Source organism: Pseudomonas sp. GW821-FHT07B01, assembly GCF_059419065.1.
Genome location: NZ_JBWKRA010000011.1, coordinates 108,479 through 124,380 on the forward strand (window position 1 = coordinate 108,479; position 15,902 = coordinate 124,380).

Genomic DNA, 15,902 nt, shown 5'->3' on the forward strand with positions numbered 1-15,902 from the left:
TCAACGTGGGAGCTGGCTTGCCTGCGATGAGGCTCTAAAGGTCGCCCATGACTCGCCCTGCAAACCCAAATACCCGCCGCCCACCACCCAAATCCACCAACTCCACCTCCCGACGCTGCCCCGGCTCAAACCGCACCGCCGTGCCCGCCGGAATATTCAGGCGCATGCCACGGCTGGCCGCTCGGTCGAATTCCAGCGCGTCATTGGTCTCGAAAAAGTGGTAATGCGAGCCCACCTGGATCGGCCGGTCGCCGCTGTTGGCCACGCCGAGGGTGAGGGTGCGGCGGCCGACATTCAGTTCGATCTCGCCAGGCTGGATCTGATATTCACCAGGAATCATGCAGGTTGCCCCAGGGTCTTGAAGTAGATGGCGGTCGGGCTGTAGCGCCCGTCCGGGCTTTGGCAATAGTCGGGCAGCTCACCGATTTTGGTGTAGCGCAGCGACTGGTAAAAGGCTTCGGCGCCGGAGCCGGCCTCGGTGTCCAGGTACAGCAGGCCACGCTTGTGCTGGCGCGCGGCGAGTTCCAGGGTATTCATCAATTGCTGGCCCAGACCATGGCGACGGGCGCTGCTGTGCACCAGCAACTTTTGCACCTCGGCGCGGTTCAGACCGTTGGCTTTCTGGCACAACGCCAATTGCACGCTGGCGATCACCTGCTCGTCGCGCACCACCACCCACAGCAGCAGGCTGGTGTCCTCGACACCGGCTTGCACGCCGCTCAGGTAGTCCCGGGCCTGGGCCTCATCGAAGTCGGCCATGAAGCCCACCGACGCGCCGTGCTGCACCGCGTCCAGCAACAGCTCGATCAAGCCCCGGCGGTAGTGGGCAAAACTTTCCGCATTGACTCGACGCAGTTGTGCAGCGCTCATCGATGTCACTCCTTGGGCGGTTGTGCGCCCGGGTTCAAGGTCAGTTGCATAAAGGTCAGGTCCAGCCAGCGGCCGAACTTGATGCCCACTTGCGGCATTTGCCCGGTAGTCACGAAGCCCAGGCGCTCATGCAGGCGGATCGAGGCCAGGTTGCCGCTTTCGATGGCGGCGACCATGACGTGCTTGCCGCAGCTGCGGGCGCGCTCGATCAGGGCCTGCATCAGGTGTGGGCCGAGGCCTTTGCCACGCTGGTCATTGCGCACGTATACCGAGTGTTCGACGCTGTAGCGGAAGCCTTCGAAGGGGCGCCAGTCGCCGAATGAGGCGTAGCCGGTGACTTCGTCGTTGTCCACCGCTACCAGGATCGGGTATTGCTGCGCCTGGCGCGCACTGAACCAGGCCTGGCGGTTGGCCAGGTCCACCGGTTGCTCGTTCCAGATCGCCGTGGTGTTCAACACCGCGTCGTTGTAAATGGCGCGGATTGCCGGCAGGTCGTGTTCGGTTGCATCACGAATCATGGCTGCGCCTCAGGCAATGGGCTGGTGGACGGTGACCAGCTTGGTGCCGTCGGGGAACGTGGCTTCCACCTGGATATCCGGGATCATTTCCGGGATGCCTTCCATAACCTGTTCGCGGCTGAGCAGGGTGGTGCCGTAGTGCATCAGGTCGGCCACCGTGCGGCCATCGCGGGCGCCTTCCATCAGGGCGGCGGAGATATAGGCGATGGTCTCCGGGTAGTTGAGCTTCACTCCGCGTGCCAGGCGCCGTTCGGCGACCAGGCCTGCGGTGAAGATCAGCAGTTTGTCTTTTTCCCGAGGGGTCAGGTCCATGGTTCAGGGTCCTTCATAAAATTCATTCTTAAATACATAGAAGATCCCATGTGAAGCTGATTTATGTGGGAGCTGGCTCCACAGTTTGATCTTCATGTGCTCCAGATTCTTGGTGATATCGCTTCCCTGCCGAGTACGGCCGGTCGCAAAAGCCGCCATAAATCAATCAACCACCCCCGCGCCAGCAGCGCTTCACTGGCCAGGCACCGCGCCACCAGCAAACCGGGCAGTTGGGTCAGGTCACCGCGCACCGCGTGGGGCAGTGAGCGGCATTGTTCCAATAATTCAGGTTCGATCTCACCGGTCACCAACAATGTGGCAAACACCGGCTGCCCATCCAGCCCGATAGGCGAATCCAGCAACCCATCGGCGCCCACAATGCGCTGGCGCTCATGCCAGAGCAACTGGCCGTCGCGGCGAATGTCCAGGTGCGATTGAAAGTGGCCAAGGTCGAACCGTTCGCCACTGGCCGGGCGGCCCAGAGCGACCACATCCCAATAGAACAACCGCGCATCGCCCGACAGCTCCACTCGCGTGGTCAGTTCGGCCTGGGCGGCGCTGAATACGATGGTTTCCTGGGGCAGCCATTCCAGCGTCGCGCCGGCCTCGACGGTCAACTTGACGTGTTGAAACGCCGGGCCGCTGGCGCGGTACCACTTGGCGGCGCCGGGGCTGGTCAGTTGTGCCCAGGCACCCGTGCCCACATGGGCGCTGATGTCCAGGCGATCGCCACCGGCAATCCCGCCGGGTGGGTGCACGATGATGTGCTGGCACACCTCGGGGCCTTCGGCGTACAGGTGTTTTTGCACCCGCAGCGGGCCAAGGTGGCGGCGCAATACCGGGCGTGTGGTGTCTTTGACACGCGCGTAGCCGAGTTCCAGCTCGGCGTGCCAGCTGGGCGTGAACAGGGCAGGGGTAATGGGCAGGTTCATGGCGTGTGCTTATCGTTAGGAGGCTACAGATTAGATGGTTACCAGCCCACGCACACCCTCGCTTTCCATATTTTCACCACGGCCCTGCTGCACGATTTCGCCACGGGACATCACCAGGTACTGGTCAGCCAGTTCAGCGGCAAAGTCATAGAACTGCTCCACCAACAGGATCGCCATGTCGCCGCGCTCCGCGAGCTTCTTGATCACCGCGCCGATTTCCTTGATGACCGACGGCTGGATGCCTTCGGTGGGCTCATCGAGAATCAACAGGCGCGGGCGGCTCGCCAGGGCGCGGCCAATCGCCAACTGTTGTTGTTGGCCCCCGGATAAATCGCCGCCGCGGCGGTGCTTCATTTGCAGCAATACCGGGAACAGTTCGTAGATGAAGGCTGGCACCTCTTTGGCTTCGGAACCGGGGAAACGCGATAGTCCCATCAGCAGGTTTTCTTCTACGGTCAGCCGCCCGAATATCTCCCGGCCCTGGGGCACGTAGGCGATGCCGGCATGTACGCGCTGGTGCGGCTTGAAGCCGGTGATGGCCTTGCCTTCCCAGTTCACCGCGCCTTCCTTGGCTGGCAGCAGACCCATCACGCACTTGAGCAGGGTGGTCTTGCCCACGCCGTTACGCCCGAGCAGGCAGGTGACTTCGCCGACCTTCACGTCGAAGGACAGCCCGCGCAGAATGTGGCTACCGCCGTAATACTGGTGCAGCTTGTCGACTTGCAGCATGTTCGATTCTCCTCAATGATCGTTCCCACGCTCTGCGTGGGAATGCATACCGTGACGCTCTGCGTCACCGTTGCTCAGCGGGACGCGGAGCGTCCAACTTGGCATTCCCACGCGGAGCGTGGGAACGATCAGCCGTTCGTGTCAGCGTTAGCGGCCGAGGTAAACCTCGATCACCCGCTCATTTTCCTGCACCTGTTCCAGCGACCCTTCGGCCAGCACGCTGCCCTGGTGCAACACAGTCACATGGTCGGCAATCGAGCCGACAAACCCCATGTCGTGTTCCACCACCATCAACGAGTGCTTGCCGGCCAGGCGCTTGAACAGTTCGGCGGTGAACTCGGTCTCGGCGTCGGTCATGCCCGCCACTGGTTCATCGAGCAGCAACAGTTGCGGGTCTTGCATCAGCAACATACCGATTTCCAGGAACTGCTTCTGGCCGTGGGACAGCAAGCCGGCGGGGCGATGCACCGAGGCGGTGAGGCGGATGGTGTCGAGCACTTCCTCGATGCGGTCCTTCTGCTCACCGTTCAGGCGCGCACGCAGGCTGGCCCACACCGACTTGTCGGTCTTCTGCGCCAGCTCCAGGTTTTCGAACACGCTGAGGGCTTCGAACACCGTGGGCTTCTGGAATTTGCGCCCGATGCCGGCCTGGGCGATTTGCACTTCGCTCATGCGCGTCAGGTCCAGGGTTTCGCCAAACCAGGCCTTGCCGTGGCTGGGTCGGGTCTTGCCGGTGATCACGTCCATCAGCGTGGTCTTGCCCGCGCCGTTGGGGCCGATGATGCAGCGCAATTCGCCAACGCCGATGTACAGGTTCAGGTCGTTGAGGGCCTTGAAACCGTCGAAGCTGACGCTGATATCTTCCAGGGTCAGAATGGTGCCGTGGCGGGTGTTGAGCCCTTTGCCCGCGACCTGGCCGATGCCAATCGCATCGCGGCCGCTGCCTGCGTCGAAAATAGGTTCAAGCATGACGTTCCTCATTTCTTCAGCAGGCCGATAACGCCCTTGGGCAGGTACAGGGTGACGATGATGAACAGCGCGCCCAGGAAGAACAGCCAGTACTCGGGGAAGGCCACGGTAAACCAGCTCTTCATGCCATTGACCACACCAGCGCCGAGCAACGGCCCGATCAACGTGCCACGCCCGCCCAGCGCTACCCACACAGCGGCTTCGATGGAGTTGGTCGGTGACATTTCACTGGGGTTGATGATGCCCACCTGCGGCACATACAGCGCACCGGCAAGGCCGCACAACACTGCGCTCAACACCCACACGAACAGCTTGAAACCGCGTGGGTCGTAACCGCAGAACATCAGGCGGTTCTCGGCATCGCGCAGGGCGGTGAGCACACGCCCGAACTTGCTCTTCGCCAGGCGCCAGCCGATGTAGAGGCTCGCCACCAGCAACAGCACCGTGGCGATAAACAACACCGCCCGCGTGCCCGGTTCAGTGATGCCAAAGCCGAGGATGCTGCGGAAATTGGTAAAGCCGTTGTTGCCACCGAACCCGGTCTCGTTGCGAAAGAACAACAGCATCCCCGCGAACGTCAGGGCCTGGGTCATGATCGAGAAATACACGCCCTTGATCCGCGAGCGGAAGGCGAAGAAACCGAACACCAATGCCAGCACACCGGGGGCCAGTACCACCAGGCACAACGCCCAGAGGAAGTGGTCGGTGCCGGCCCAGTACCAGGGCAATTCGGTCCAGGACAAAAAGGTCATGAACGCCGGCAACTCGCTGCCTGCCGCCTGGCGCATCAAGTACATGCCCATGGCGTAGCCGCCCAGGGCGAAGAACAAACCGTGGCCCAGGGACAACATCCCGGCGTAACCCCACACCAGGTCCAGCGCGAGGGCGACGATGGCGTAACAGAGAATTTTGCCCACCAGGGTCAAGGTGTAGGCCGACACATGCAGCGGGTTGTCGGCAGACAAGAGTGAACACAGGGGCAAGGCCAGCAGCAGGAGCAGGATGACTGCACCGACTGCAATCGTGACTTTGGGGCCGGCCTTTTGCGTGGCCGTAAGCATCAATGGCTGGTTCATCAGTCGATCACCCGTCCTTTCAGTGCGAAGAGTCCTTGCGGGCGTTTCTGGATAAACAGAATGATCAGCGCGAGGATCAGGATCTTGCCGAGCACGGCGCCGATCTGGGGTTCGAGGATTTTGTTGGCTATTCCTAAGCCAAAGGCGGCCATGACACTGCCGGCCAACTGGCCGACGCCGCCGAGCACCACCACCAGGAACGAGTCGATGATGTAGCTCTGGCCCAGGTCCGGGCCGACGTTGCCGATCTGGCTCAGCGCCACGCCGCCCAAACCTGCGATACCGGAGCCGAGGCCAAAGGCGAGCATGTCCACGCGCCCGGTGGGCACGCCGCAGCAGGCGGCCATGTTGCGGTTCTGGGTGACGGCGCGCACGTTCAGACCCAGGCGCGTCTTGTTCAGCAGCAGCCAAGTGAGCACCACCACGAACAGCGCAAAGGCGATGATCACGATGCGGTTGTACGGCAGCACCAGATTGGGCAGTACCTGGATGCCGCCAGACAGCCAGGCCGGGTTCGACACTTCGACGTTCTGCGCACCGAACACCAGGCGCACCAGCTGGATCAGCATCAGGCTGATGCCCCAGGTGGCGAGCAGGGTTTCCAGTGGGCGGCCATACAAGTGACGGATGACTGTGCGTTCCAGCGCCATGCCGATGGCCGCGGTGACAAAAAACGCCACCGGCAACGCGATCAACGGGTAGAACTCGATGGCCTGGGGCACATAGCGCTGCATCATCAACTGCACCACATAGGTGGAGTAGGCGCCGAGCATCAGCATCTCGCCGTGGGCCATGTTGATCACGCCGAGCAGGCCGAAGGTGATCGCCAGGCCCAGGGCCGCCAGCAGCAGGATCGAGCCCAGGGACATGCCGCTGAACGCCTGGCCGAGGATCTCACCCATCATCAGTTTGCGTTTGACCTGGGCCAGGCTGGTTTCAGCGGCGGTGTGCACGGCGGCGTCGGCTTCCACGCCTGGCGCCAGCAGCGCTTCAAGGCGCGTGCGGGCCAGCGGGTCGCCGGTGCTGCCGAGCAAGCGCACGGCCGCCAGGCGCACTACCGGGTCGGGGTCGACCAATTGCAGGTTGGCCAGGGCCAGGCTCAGGGCGCTGTGCACCTGCTCATCCGTTTCGGCGGCGACCTGCTGGTCGAGGAATTTAAGTTGTGCAGGCACCGCGCTTTTTTGCAGGGTGCGCGCTGCGTCCAGGCGCACCTTGGGGTCGGCGGCGAGCAGTTGCTGGCTGGCTTGCACGTTATTGATCAAACCGCGCAGGCGGTTATTCAGGCGCACGGTCTTGGTTTCACCGTTGAGCGTGAGTTGGCCTTGCTCAAGGGCATCCACCAACTCGATACGCGTTGGGTCGGGGTGGGCGGCCCAGTCCTGCAGGAGTTTGGCTTGCTGCACCGGGTTGGCGGCAAGGAAGTCTTCGGCGTCGCTGGCGTGTGCGCCAAAGGGCAGCACCAGCAGCACGGCGAGGATGAGGCGGTGGAGGGCAGTGGGCATAGCAAAATGTCCTGATCATGCGGGGACAGTGTGGGAGCAGGCTGTGTGGGGGCTGGCTTGCCTGCGATGGCATCGCTGCGGTGTGTCAGGCACACCGAGTTGTTTGCATCGCAGGCAAGCCAGCTCCCACAGTGACCATGTCCCACATTCGAGCTGTGGGGGCGTTAGTTGCTCTTCACGGCATAGTCCGGCTTTTTGTCATTGCCCGGAATGTAAGGGCTCCATGGCTGCGCACGAATCGGCGCTTCGGTCTGCCACACCACCGAGAACTGCCCGTCGGCCTGGATCTCACCGATCATCACCGGCTTGTGCAGGTGGTGGTTGGTCTTGTCCATGGTCAGGGTGAAGCCCGACGGCGCGGCGAAGGTCTGGCCGCCCAGGGCTTCACGCACTTTGTCGACGTCGGTGGACTTGGCTTTTTCCGCCGCCTGCGCCCACATATGGATGCCCACATAGGTGGCTTCCATCGGGTCGTTGGTCACGGCTTTGTCGGCGCCCGGCAGGTTGTGTTTCTTGGCGTAGGCTTTCCAGTCGGCCACGAACTTCTGGTTCACCGGGTTTTCCACCGACTGGAAGTAGTTCCAGGCCGCGAGGTTGCCCACCAACGGCTTGGTGTCGATGCCACGCAGTTCTTCTTCACCCACCGAGAACGCCACCACCGGTACCTCGGTGGCTTTCAAGCCTTGGTTGGCCAGTTCTTTGTAGAACGGCACGTTGGAGTCGCCATTGACGGTGGAGACCACAGCCGTCTTGCCACCGGCGGAGAACTTCTTGATGTTGGCGACGATGGTCTGGTAATCGGCGTGGCCGAACGGGGTGTAGACCTCTTCGATGTCTTTATCCGCCACGCCTTTGGAATGCAGGAACGAGCGCAGGATCTTGTTGGTGGTGCGCGGGTACACATAGTCGGTGCCGAGCAGGAAGAAACGCTTGGCGCTGCCGCCTTCTTCGCTCATCAGGTATTCCACCGCCGGGATCGCCTGCTGGTTCGGCGCCGCACCGGTATAGAACACGTTGGGCGACATCTCTTCACCTTCGTACTGCACCGGGTAGAACAGCAAACCGTTGAGTTCTTCAAACACCGGCAACACCGATTTACGCGACACTGAGGTCCAGCAGCCGAACACCACGGCGACCTTGTCCTGGGTCAGCAGTTGGCGGCCTTTCTCGGCGAACAGCGGCCAGTTGGACGCTGGGTCTACCACCACCGGTTCGAGCATCTTGCCGTTCACCCCGCCTTTGGCGTTGATCTCGTCGATGGTCATCAGCGCCATGTCTTTGAGCGAGGTTTCGGAGATCGCCATGGTCCCGGACAACGAGTGCAGGATGCCGACCTTGATGGTCTCGGCGGCCTGGACGGTCCAGGTCAAACCCATGGCGGCAATGGATGCCGACAAAGTGAAAGCCTTGATCAAGCTGCGACGCTTCATGGTGCGATCTCCGTGTACCGATAATTGTTGTGGGGCAGATACACAGGGCTTTGCAAGGGCTGTGCCTGCTACGCCAGACACGGGTTTACCGGCGGGTTCGGGAGGTAAAGCCGCTCCGTGGCGCACCAGGTTGGCGCCACGGAGGCCGTTGGGTGCACGGCAGGCTTCAAAAGAGGGCGTTGGGCGACAATGCTTCAGGCGTTTGCGCTAATGCGTGACAGCAGCAAGCGATCCAGCGCCCACACCAGGACCAACGAAGCCCCTACCAACGGGAAAATGATCGCCAGCCCGAGCATGATCGCCATCGCGGTTTTCCACTTGGGCAGGTCGTGGCGCAGCGGCGGTACACCCAGTCCACCCTGGGGCCGGCGCTTCCACCAGATCACCACGCCGCTGACCGCACTGAGCAGAATCATCAGGCAGATCACCAGCACGATCAGTTGGTTGACCCAGCCGAACATCTTGCCTTCGTGCAGCATCACGCCGGTCTCGGTGGCGCGTGCGACCAGGTTGTAATGATCCCAGCGTACATCGGCCAGGACCTTGCCGGTGTACTGGTCCACGTGCAGGGTGGCGTCGTTGCGCGGGTCGTCGGCGAACACCGCGACGGTGAATACACCGGAGGCGGTGGTGGGGAAGGTAATGCTGTAGCCGGGCTCGACCTTGCGTGTGTTGGCCAGGTCGACCACCTGTTGCAGGCGCACCGTGGGTGCGGCCGGGCCTGCGTGCATTGCGCCGTGATTCATATGCTCGGCGTGGTCGCCGGACATTGGCATCGGCGTGTTTTCCAGGGCCCAGGGCACGGTTTGCTGGGTGGCCGTGTTGAGCACACGGGCCTGCTGGTCGGACTGCGGCACGCTGTTCCACATCGCGGCTGGGAAGGTGTTCCACAGGTCGGCGTATTGCTTGCCCCAGAAGCCGGTCCAGGTCATGCCGCTGAGCAACATCACCAGCAGGAACGCTGCGCCCCAGAAGCCGGCGACAGCGTGCAGGTCACGCCAGAACAAGCGGCCACGGCTGCCGATGCGCGGCCATAACACGCCGCCCGAGGACTTGCCCCGCGGCCACCACAGGTACAGGCCGGACACCACCAGCATCACGCCCCAGCCAGCGGCGAGTTCGATCAGGCGATCGCCGACGGTGCCGATCATCAGTTCGCCGTGCAGGGCGCGGACGATGGCTTGCAGGTTGTTGTTTGCGTCCTGCTCACCGAGGACGGTGCCGCGATAGGGGTCGATGAACACCGTCACTTCGTGGGCATCGTTGCGCATCACGAACTGCGCGCTGCGAGTGGCGTCGGCAGGGGGCAGGTATTTGCTGATCGCGGCGTGGGGGTAGGCGGCCTGGACGCGCTGCAGTTGCTCGTCGGCGCTCAGCGCGTGTTCGGCGGCGGGCACGGTGAGCAGATGGCCGTACATCAGCGGGTCGAGCTGGGGTTTGAACAGGTAGATGATGCCGGTGAGGGCCAGCAGCACCATGAAGGGGGCGACGAAGAGGCCGGCGTAAAAGTGCCAGCGCCAGGCCAGGTTGTAGAAGGAAGTTTTTTGTGTGGTCATCGGGTGCTCCGCATAAGGCTTTTGATTTTTCTTGGTCTGTTACACCGCCATCGCAGGCAAGCCAGCTCCCACAGGGGACTGTAATCCACCTGTGGGCGCAGGCTTGCCTGCGACGCTTTTAGAAGCTCATGTCCACCTTGGTCCAGAGCGTACGCCCCGGCTCCTTGATGGCCTGCGGGTCGTTGGCTGGGTAACCGAAGCCTGCGTTACCGGCCAGATTCAGATGCTCGGCATAAGCCTTGCCGAACAGGTTGTCGACCCCGGTACTGACCTTGAAGTGCTTGTTGATGCGGTAGGCCGCGTTCAGCGAGAACACGCCGAAGCCGCCGCTCTTGTCGTAGTCCTTGCCGACCACGTTGCCTTTGTTTGGATCGATACGGTGTTGCGCCGCGACCACCCTCCACAACGCACCAGCGCTCCAATCGTCTTCGCTGTAGGTCAGGCCCAGGCGCGTGTCCAGCGGTGGCATTTGTGGCAGGGCCTTGCCGTCGCTGCTGTTCTTGCCCCAGGCATAGGCGAGGCTGGCGTCGGCTTTCCAGTGTTGGCTCAGCTTGTACGCTGCGCCCACTTCGCCGCCCATGATGCGTGCGTCCACATTGCGCGCCTGGGAGGTGGTGCCCATCATGCCGGGCCTGTAGTCGAACAGGATGAAGTCGCGCACCTGGCCGACATAGCCCGACACCCAGGCTTCCAGGTCGGCGCTCTTGTACTGGGCACCGAAGTCGAGCTGAGTGGTTTTCTCCGGCTTCACGCCGTCGAAGGCATTCACCGAGCCGGCCGCGCCGGTGTTGGGGGAGAACAGTTCCCAGTAATCCGGGAAACGTTCCGCGTGGCCCAGGCCGGCATACAGCGTGGTGGGGCTGTCCGCCAGGTCGTGCTCATAACGCACAAAGCCCGAGGGCAATGTATCGGCGCGGGTGTCGCCGGCGGTCGGGTTCGGGCGCGACATCATTCCCGAGCCGGTGCGTTGACGGAAGTCCTTGGCCGAGGCGCGGTCCAAGCGCGCGCCGGTGATCAGGCGATCGTTGTCGGCGGCGTACCAGGTCAGTTCGCCGAACACACCGTAGTTGTGGAAATTGGCGTCCTTGTTGCGCGGCAAATCCTTATACGTGTCGATGCCCATGCTGCTGCGCGCACGGTGTTCATTGGTCTGCGCATCCAGGCCGCTGATCAATTGCACATCCGCCCAGCGCCAGGTGGCCTTGATGCGTGCGCCAAGGGTGCGGCGGTCGACGTTGGACGCCATGGGGCCCGCCATCATGCCGGTGCCCGAAGGGACACGCAGGCTGTAGTTGTCCATCACATGGTCGGCGTAGTTGTAGTAGACCTGGGCCTCGACCTTATCCAGCACCTCGCCGATATTGGATTTCTCGAAACGCAGCCCCAGGCTTTCGCGCAGGAACTGCGAGCCGTCCATGCCGCGACCGGCGTAGCGCGCTTCACCATCGCCACGCCCGGCGGTGAGTTCCAGCAGGGTGTCGGCATCGGGCGTGAAGCCCACAGCGACGTCACCGTTCCACTTGTCATAGCGCGAGGCGACGGTGTCGTTGTTGCCGTCCTTGTAGTCGTCGGCATGGGCCTGGTTGCCGATCACGCGCACATAGCCCAATGGGCCGCCAGCAGCAGCATCGATGACCTTGTCGAAACGCCCGTTGGAACCGGCCAATACGCTGGCGTTGACCCGCGTGCCCAGCTCGCCGAATTGCTCGGGTTCACGGTCGAACAGGATGGTGCCCGCTGACGCGCCCGGGCCCCAGAGCACGGTTTGCGGGCCTTTGATCACGGTGAGCTTGTCGTAGGTTTCCGGCGAAATATACGAAGTTGGCGCATCCATGCGGCCCGGGCAGGCGCCGAGCATCATGCCGCCGTTGGTGAGGATATTCAGGCGCGAGCCGAACATGCCGCGCAGCACCGGGTCGCCGTTGGTGCCGCCGTTGCGCACCAGGGCGAAGCCGGGGATGGTCTTGAGGTAGTCGCCGCCATCGCTGGCGGGCACCGGTTGGCGCGGGTCTTTGGGGTTGGTGACCACGGTCAGCGGTGAGCTGGGGGCAATAGCGGTGATGACCGTGGGGCTCAGCTCATGCTCGTCGGCGTGAGCGTGGGCAGCCAATAGTGCACCGCATAACGCGGTGAGCAGGGCAGTACTTCCCAAACGGGTGTCAGCAGAAAACCTGGACATGACAAATTCCATCAATCAATCGTAAACAACACGGCCAGCAGCCTGCGGCTGTCTGTCTAAAGTCGGCCGGGGTGAAGTAACGCTGTGAAGGGCTTACGAAACGATGGGCGGCGCACGGCTACGGGCGCCGGGGAAGATGCTCTGCCGGGCATGGCCCAGGCGCGTGGCGGGTGTGAGGGCGTTGGCGGGCGGCGGGGTGCCGAGGGTTACGTAGGAGACGCTGCCGGGCAGGGCCGGGCAACTGAACAGCAAGCTGCAATAGCCGCATTTTTCCCAGAGAACATGATGCTCGTCGGGGGCTTTGCTGTGCTGCGCAGGTTCACCATGGCAGTTGGGCATGTCCATGGTCATGGACATGCTGGCGTGATGATCCATTGGCATCGCTTGGGAAATCAGCGGACCGATAAAGATCATCAGCATGGCGAACAGGCTGATCCAACTGCCGCGCATCAGGCGGCGGTGGGGAGACAACCTGGCGCGAGGGGCGCCCATCGAGGTTGGCTTACTGGGCGTGCATGTGCTCGTGGCCGGCCATCGGTGGCATTCTCTGTACCGACACTTGCACCTCGACCTTGCCGGCTTTTTCGAAGGTCAGGGTCAGCGGGAATTGCTTGCCGTCGGCCAGCAGGCTGCGGTCTTTGAGGCCAAGCAGCATGACGTGATAGGCCATCGGCGCGAAGGTCAGTTCACCCTTGGCCGGTACGGCGACGCTGGGCACTTGTTGCATCTTCATCAAATCGCCTTGCATTACGTGCTCATGCAATTCGGCTTTCTCCGCCAAGGGCGTCTCGGCACTGAGCAGGCGATCCGGCGTCTCGCCAGTGTTATGAATCACAAAGTACGCCGCGACGGTTGGCGCATTCGGCGGCAATTCCTGGGACCAGGGATTGCTGACCTCCAAGTCTCCGGCCTTGTAGTCTTCGGCATTGGCAGCACTGAACACCGGCAGCAGCAACGCAGCCAGAAGCAGGGAAGATTTAAGCATGGCAGTTCTCCAGAACGGTTCTAAACGCAGTTCACTTGCGAAGAAGATCAGACCGTTGGAGAAGCGCGGGGGTTAAGGCTCGGCCATTGCTGGCGCGGGGTTGGATTGCGCAATAAGCGCGGCGGCAAGTTCTGCACCGCCTCGAAGCGCGTCACATACAACTGCGGCACATGCCCCGGCAGCGCCACCAACGGCGCCGAACCCGAGCAACACCAGCAATGCTGCATGGCGGAGTGATCGTCCGGCGGTGCGGGAATTTCCAGCTTGCCCAGGGCAATCGCCTTGAGGCTCGCGCCATTGGACGAACAGAACCCGCCCCACATCAGACGCTTGACCGGGTCATCGGTCTGCTGCATCGCACTGGCCAACGGCATGGCAAACGCATTGAACAGCACTGCAAGGCAGGCGATCCAGGCAATTGCAAAGCGTTGACGGGCCATGGCGGATAATCCGTAGGGTTAAACGATCAGGCGGGTATTTAGCCTGATCGGGGGGGATAAGTAAAAAGGGCGGGTGTGGTTTGGTGTCGCAGTGTTGGGTTTGAGGATAGACGAGAACGGCCGCTTGCCAATTTTGCAGAAAGGACGCGGCGCACCAGGCGGGCTGATCGTTCCCACGCTCTGCGTGGGAATGCCGCGTTGGACGCTCTGCGTCCGCTTTTAAAGCCGTGACGCGGAGCGTCACAGGATGCATTCCCACGCGGAGCGTGGGAACGATCAAGTCAGGTATAGGGCTTTTTCCAGCCAATGGTTGCGCAGTTGATTGAGCTAGCGCCTTGGCTGGCTGATCTACTACCGTCATTTGATAACGCAATTCCAAAGTGTGTGCGGGCTTGCTCGCGAAAGCGGTGTGTCAGTCGCTGGATGTTTTGGCCGACACACTGCCTTCGCGAGCGAGCCCGCACACATTGGATAGGTGGTGTTTAGAGAACAGCGATTGCCTGTAGCAACGCTGGCACTGCCGTAAATTCTCGATGCACCGCCGCCAACACCGGCCGCTTCAACACCAATACCGGCACCCCACGCTCACGCGCCACTTCCAGCTTCGGCTCGGTGGCGGTGCTGCCGCTGTTCTTGCTGATCAGCACATCAATTCGCCGTTCTTCGAATAACGCCCGCTCGTCCTCGATGAGGAACGGCCCGCGTGCGCCGATCACTTCACAGCGCTTGTTGCCCGGATACACATCCAGCGCGCGCAATGTCCAGAACTGCTCGGCGGGGATTTCGTCGAGGTGCTGCAAAGGTTCGCGACCCAAGGTGAACAGCGGGCGCTTGAAGGGTTTGAGCGCTTCGACCAGTTCGGCCCAGTCGGCGACCTCTCGCCAGTCATCCCCCGGCTGCGGCTGCCAGGCCGGGCGGCGTAATGCCCAGCAAGGTACGCCGCATGCCCTTGCAGCCTCGGCCGCGTTGCGGCTGATCTGCGCCGCATACGGGTGCGTAGCATCAAGGATCAGGCTGATGCGTTCGGCACGTACAAACTGCGCCAGGCCTTCACTACCGCCGTAGCCGCCGACCCGCACCTGGCAGGTGAGGTCGGTGGGTACGCGGCCCACGCCGGCCAGGCTGTAGACGTGTTCAGGCCCCAAGGTGCGGGCGATGGCCAGCGCTTCCGTGACGCCGCCCAGCAGCAGAATTCTTTTCATAGCGGCTTGATCACTTCCAGCAACGTGATCGGCAGCGCCTGGCGCCAGGTATCGAACTCGCCCAAGGGCTGCGCCTGGGCCACATGGATGCGGGTCAGTTCGCCGCCATGCTCGGCACGCCAGTTCATCAAGGTCATTTCGCTTTGCAGGGTCACGGCATTGGCAACCAGGCGGCCACCGGGGCGCAGGTGTTGCCAGCAGGTATCGAGCACGCCGTCGCGGGTGACGCCGCCGCCGATGAAGATGGCGTCTGGTGTTTCCAGGCCGCTTAACGCCTCCGGCGCCTTGCCGCGAATCAGTTGCAGACCGGGCACCCCGAGGGCGTCGCGGTTGTGTTCGATCAGGCCTTGGCGGCCGGTGTCGGCTTCAATCGCCAAGGCACGACAGCTGGGATGGGTGCGCATCCATTCAATACCGATGGAGCCACTGCCCGCGCCCACGTCCCATAACAGTTCGCCCGGCATGGGCGCGAGGCGGGCGAGGGTCATGGCGCGCACATCGCGCTTGGTCAGTTGGCCATCGTGTTTGAAGGCTGAGTCCGGCAAGCCGGCAAGACGCGACAGACGCGGTGCGTTCGCATCCGCCAGGCAGTCGATGGCGACCAGGTTCAAATCGGCAACCGTAATGTGCTCCCACGCTTGCGCGTGCCCGTCGATACGCCGTTCAGCCGGGCCGCCCAGGTGTTCAAACACACTGATGCGGCTGGGGCCAAAACCGCGCTCGGTTAACAACGCAGCAATCAAGGCGGGACTGCTGCCGTCATTGCTCAATACCAACAAGCGCACGCCACTGGCCAAATGCGCGTTGATTGCCGCCAATGGCCGCGCCACTACCGACAATGTCACCACCTCCTGCAACGGCCAGCCCAAGCGCGCCGCCGCCAGGGATACCGACGAGGGCGCTGGCAAAATCGTCAACTCCTCAGCCGCCACTTGCCGGGCCAGGCTGGCGCCGACGCCATAGAGCATCGGGTCGCCACTGGCCAATACGCACACAGGCTCTCCACGCCGCGACAACACCGGCTCCAGGGAAAACGGGCTCGGCCACAGCTGGCGCTCGCCACCAATACACTGCGGCAGCAGGTCCAACTGGCGCTGAGCACCTATAATCCGCTTGGCGCGCAGCAAGGCATGCCGGGCATTCCTGCCCAGGCCTTTGAAGCCGTCTTCACCGATGCCTACAACCGTCAGCCAGGGCGACAT

17 protein-coding genes are annotated in these 15,902 nt (G+C 62.6%); all 17 read right to left on the minus strand.

Translation table 11 applies throughout. From position 1 onward, the window contains the following. Positions 1-34: 34 nt before the first annotated feature. Positions 35-340, minus strand: coding sequence for an urease subunit beta (locus AC07S6_RS14390; RefSeq protein ID WP_003188134.1), 306 nt, complete (start codon positions 338-340; stop codon positions 35-37). Then, a complete protein-coding gene (locus AC07S6_RS14395) occupies positions 337-870 on the minus strand; it encodes a GNAT family N-acetyltransferase (protein WP_020301611.1) in 534 nt (177 codons plus the stop codon). Before AC07S6_RS14395 ends, AC07S6_RS14390 begins: the two co-directional genes overlap by 4 nt. 5 nt (positions 871-875) lie before the next feature. Next, a complete protein-coding gene (locus AC07S6_RS14400; protein ID WP_019818288.1) occupies positions 876-1,388 on the minus strand; it encodes a GNAT family N-acetyltransferase in 513 nt (170 codons plus the stop codon). A 9-nt stretch (positions 1,389-1,397) separates the two neighbouring features. Further along, positions 1,398-1,700, minus strand: coding sequence for an urease subunit gamma (gene ureA / locus AC07S6_RS14405; RefSeq protein ID WP_003171437.1), 303 nt, complete (start codon positions 1,698-1,700; stop codon positions 1,398-1,400). A 92-nt stretch (positions 1,701-1,792) separates the two neighbouring features. Beyond that, positions 1,793-2,632 carry an urease accessory protein UreD gene (locus AC07S6_RS14410; RefSeq protein WP_495112515.1) on the minus strand — a complete coding sequence of 280 codons (840 nt, stop codon included), beginning with the start codon at positions 2,630-2,632 and terminating at the stop codon, positions 1,793-1,795. A gap of 30 nt (positions 2,633-2,662) precedes the next feature. Next, positions 2,663-3,361, minus strand: coding sequence for an urea ABC transporter ATP-binding subunit UrtE (gene urtE, locus AC07S6_RS14415; protein ID WP_495112516.1), 699 nt, complete (start codon positions 3,359-3,361; stop codon positions 2,663-2,665). Between the two features lie 147 nt (positions 3,362-3,508). Beyond that, a complete protein-coding gene (urtD, locus tag AC07S6_RS14420) occupies positions 3,509-4,342 on the minus strand; it encodes an urea ABC transporter ATP-binding protein UrtD (protein WP_014716710.1) in 834 nt (277 codons plus the stop codon). Further along, entirely contained in the window at positions 4,339-5,406 is a 1,068-nt protein-coding gene (urtC, locus tag AC07S6_RS14425; RefSeq protein WP_072434902.1) for an urea ABC transporter permease subunit UrtC, read from the minus strand. The genes urtD and urtC overlap by 4 nt, the downstream gene beginning before the upstream one ends. Next, positions 5,406-6,908: an urea ABC transporter permease subunit UrtB gene (gene urtB, locus AC07S6_RS14430; RefSeq protein ID WP_060764605.1), complete on the minus strand. Its 1,503-nt coding sequence runs from the start codon at positions 6,906-6,908 to the stop codon at positions 5,406-5,408. Before urtB ends, urtC begins: the two co-directional genes overlap by 1 nt. A gap of 164 nt (positions 6,909-7,072) precedes the next feature. Further along, complete coding sequence (urtA, locus tag AC07S6_RS14435) at positions 7,073-8,338, minus strand: urea ABC transporter substrate-binding protein (RefSeq protein ID WP_003188149.1); 1,266 nt, start codon at positions 8,336-8,338, stop codon at positions 7,073-7,075. A 194-nt stretch (positions 8,339-8,532) separates the two neighbouring features. Beyond that, entirely contained in the window at positions 8,533-9,894 is a 1,362-nt protein-coding gene (locus tag AC07S6_RS14440) for a PepSY-associated TM helix domain-containing protein (RefSeq protein WP_495112517.1), read from the minus strand. Between the two features lie 118 nt (positions 9,895-10,012). Continuing rightward, positions 10,013-12,073, minus strand: coding sequence for a TonB-dependent copper receptor (locus AC07S6_RS14445; RefSeq protein WP_198791518.1), 2,061 nt, complete (start codon positions 12,071-12,073; stop codon positions 10,013-10,015). A gap of 93 nt (positions 12,074-12,166) precedes the next feature. Then, positions 12,167-12,565 (minus strand): DUF2946 domain-containing protein, encoded by a 399-nt coding sequence (locus AC07S6_RS14450; RefSeq protein ID WP_072445925.1) that lies wholly within the window; start codon positions 12,563-12,565, stop codon positions 12,167-12,169. Positions 12,566-12,575: 10 nt separating this feature from the next. Continuing rightward, positions 12,576-13,058, minus strand: a complete 483-nt coding sequence (locus tag AC07S6_RS14455; protein ID WP_495112518.1) for a copper chaperone PCu(A)C — start codon at positions 13,056-13,058, stop codon at positions 12,576-12,578. Positions 13,059-13,105: 47 nt separating this feature from the next. Beyond that, positions 13,106-13,498, minus strand: a complete 393-nt coding sequence (locus AC07S6_RS14460; protein ID WP_034126406.1) for a DUF2946 domain-containing protein — start codon at positions 13,496-13,498, stop codon at positions 13,106-13,108. A gap of 482 nt (positions 13,499-13,980) precedes the next feature. Beyond that, a complete protein-coding gene (locus AC07S6_RS14465; protein WP_495112519.1) occupies positions 13,981-14,700 on the minus strand; it encodes a cobalt-precorrin-6A reductase in 720 nt (239 codons plus the stop codon). Then, positions 14,697-15,902 (minus strand): precorrin-6y C5,15-methyltransferase (decarboxylating) subunit CbiE, encoded by a 1,206-nt coding sequence (cbiE, locus tag AC07S6_RS14470; protein ID WP_495112520.1) that lies wholly within the window; start codon positions 15,900-15,902, stop codon positions 14,697-14,699. The genes AC07S6_RS14465 and cbiE overlap by 4 nt, the downstream gene beginning before the upstream one ends.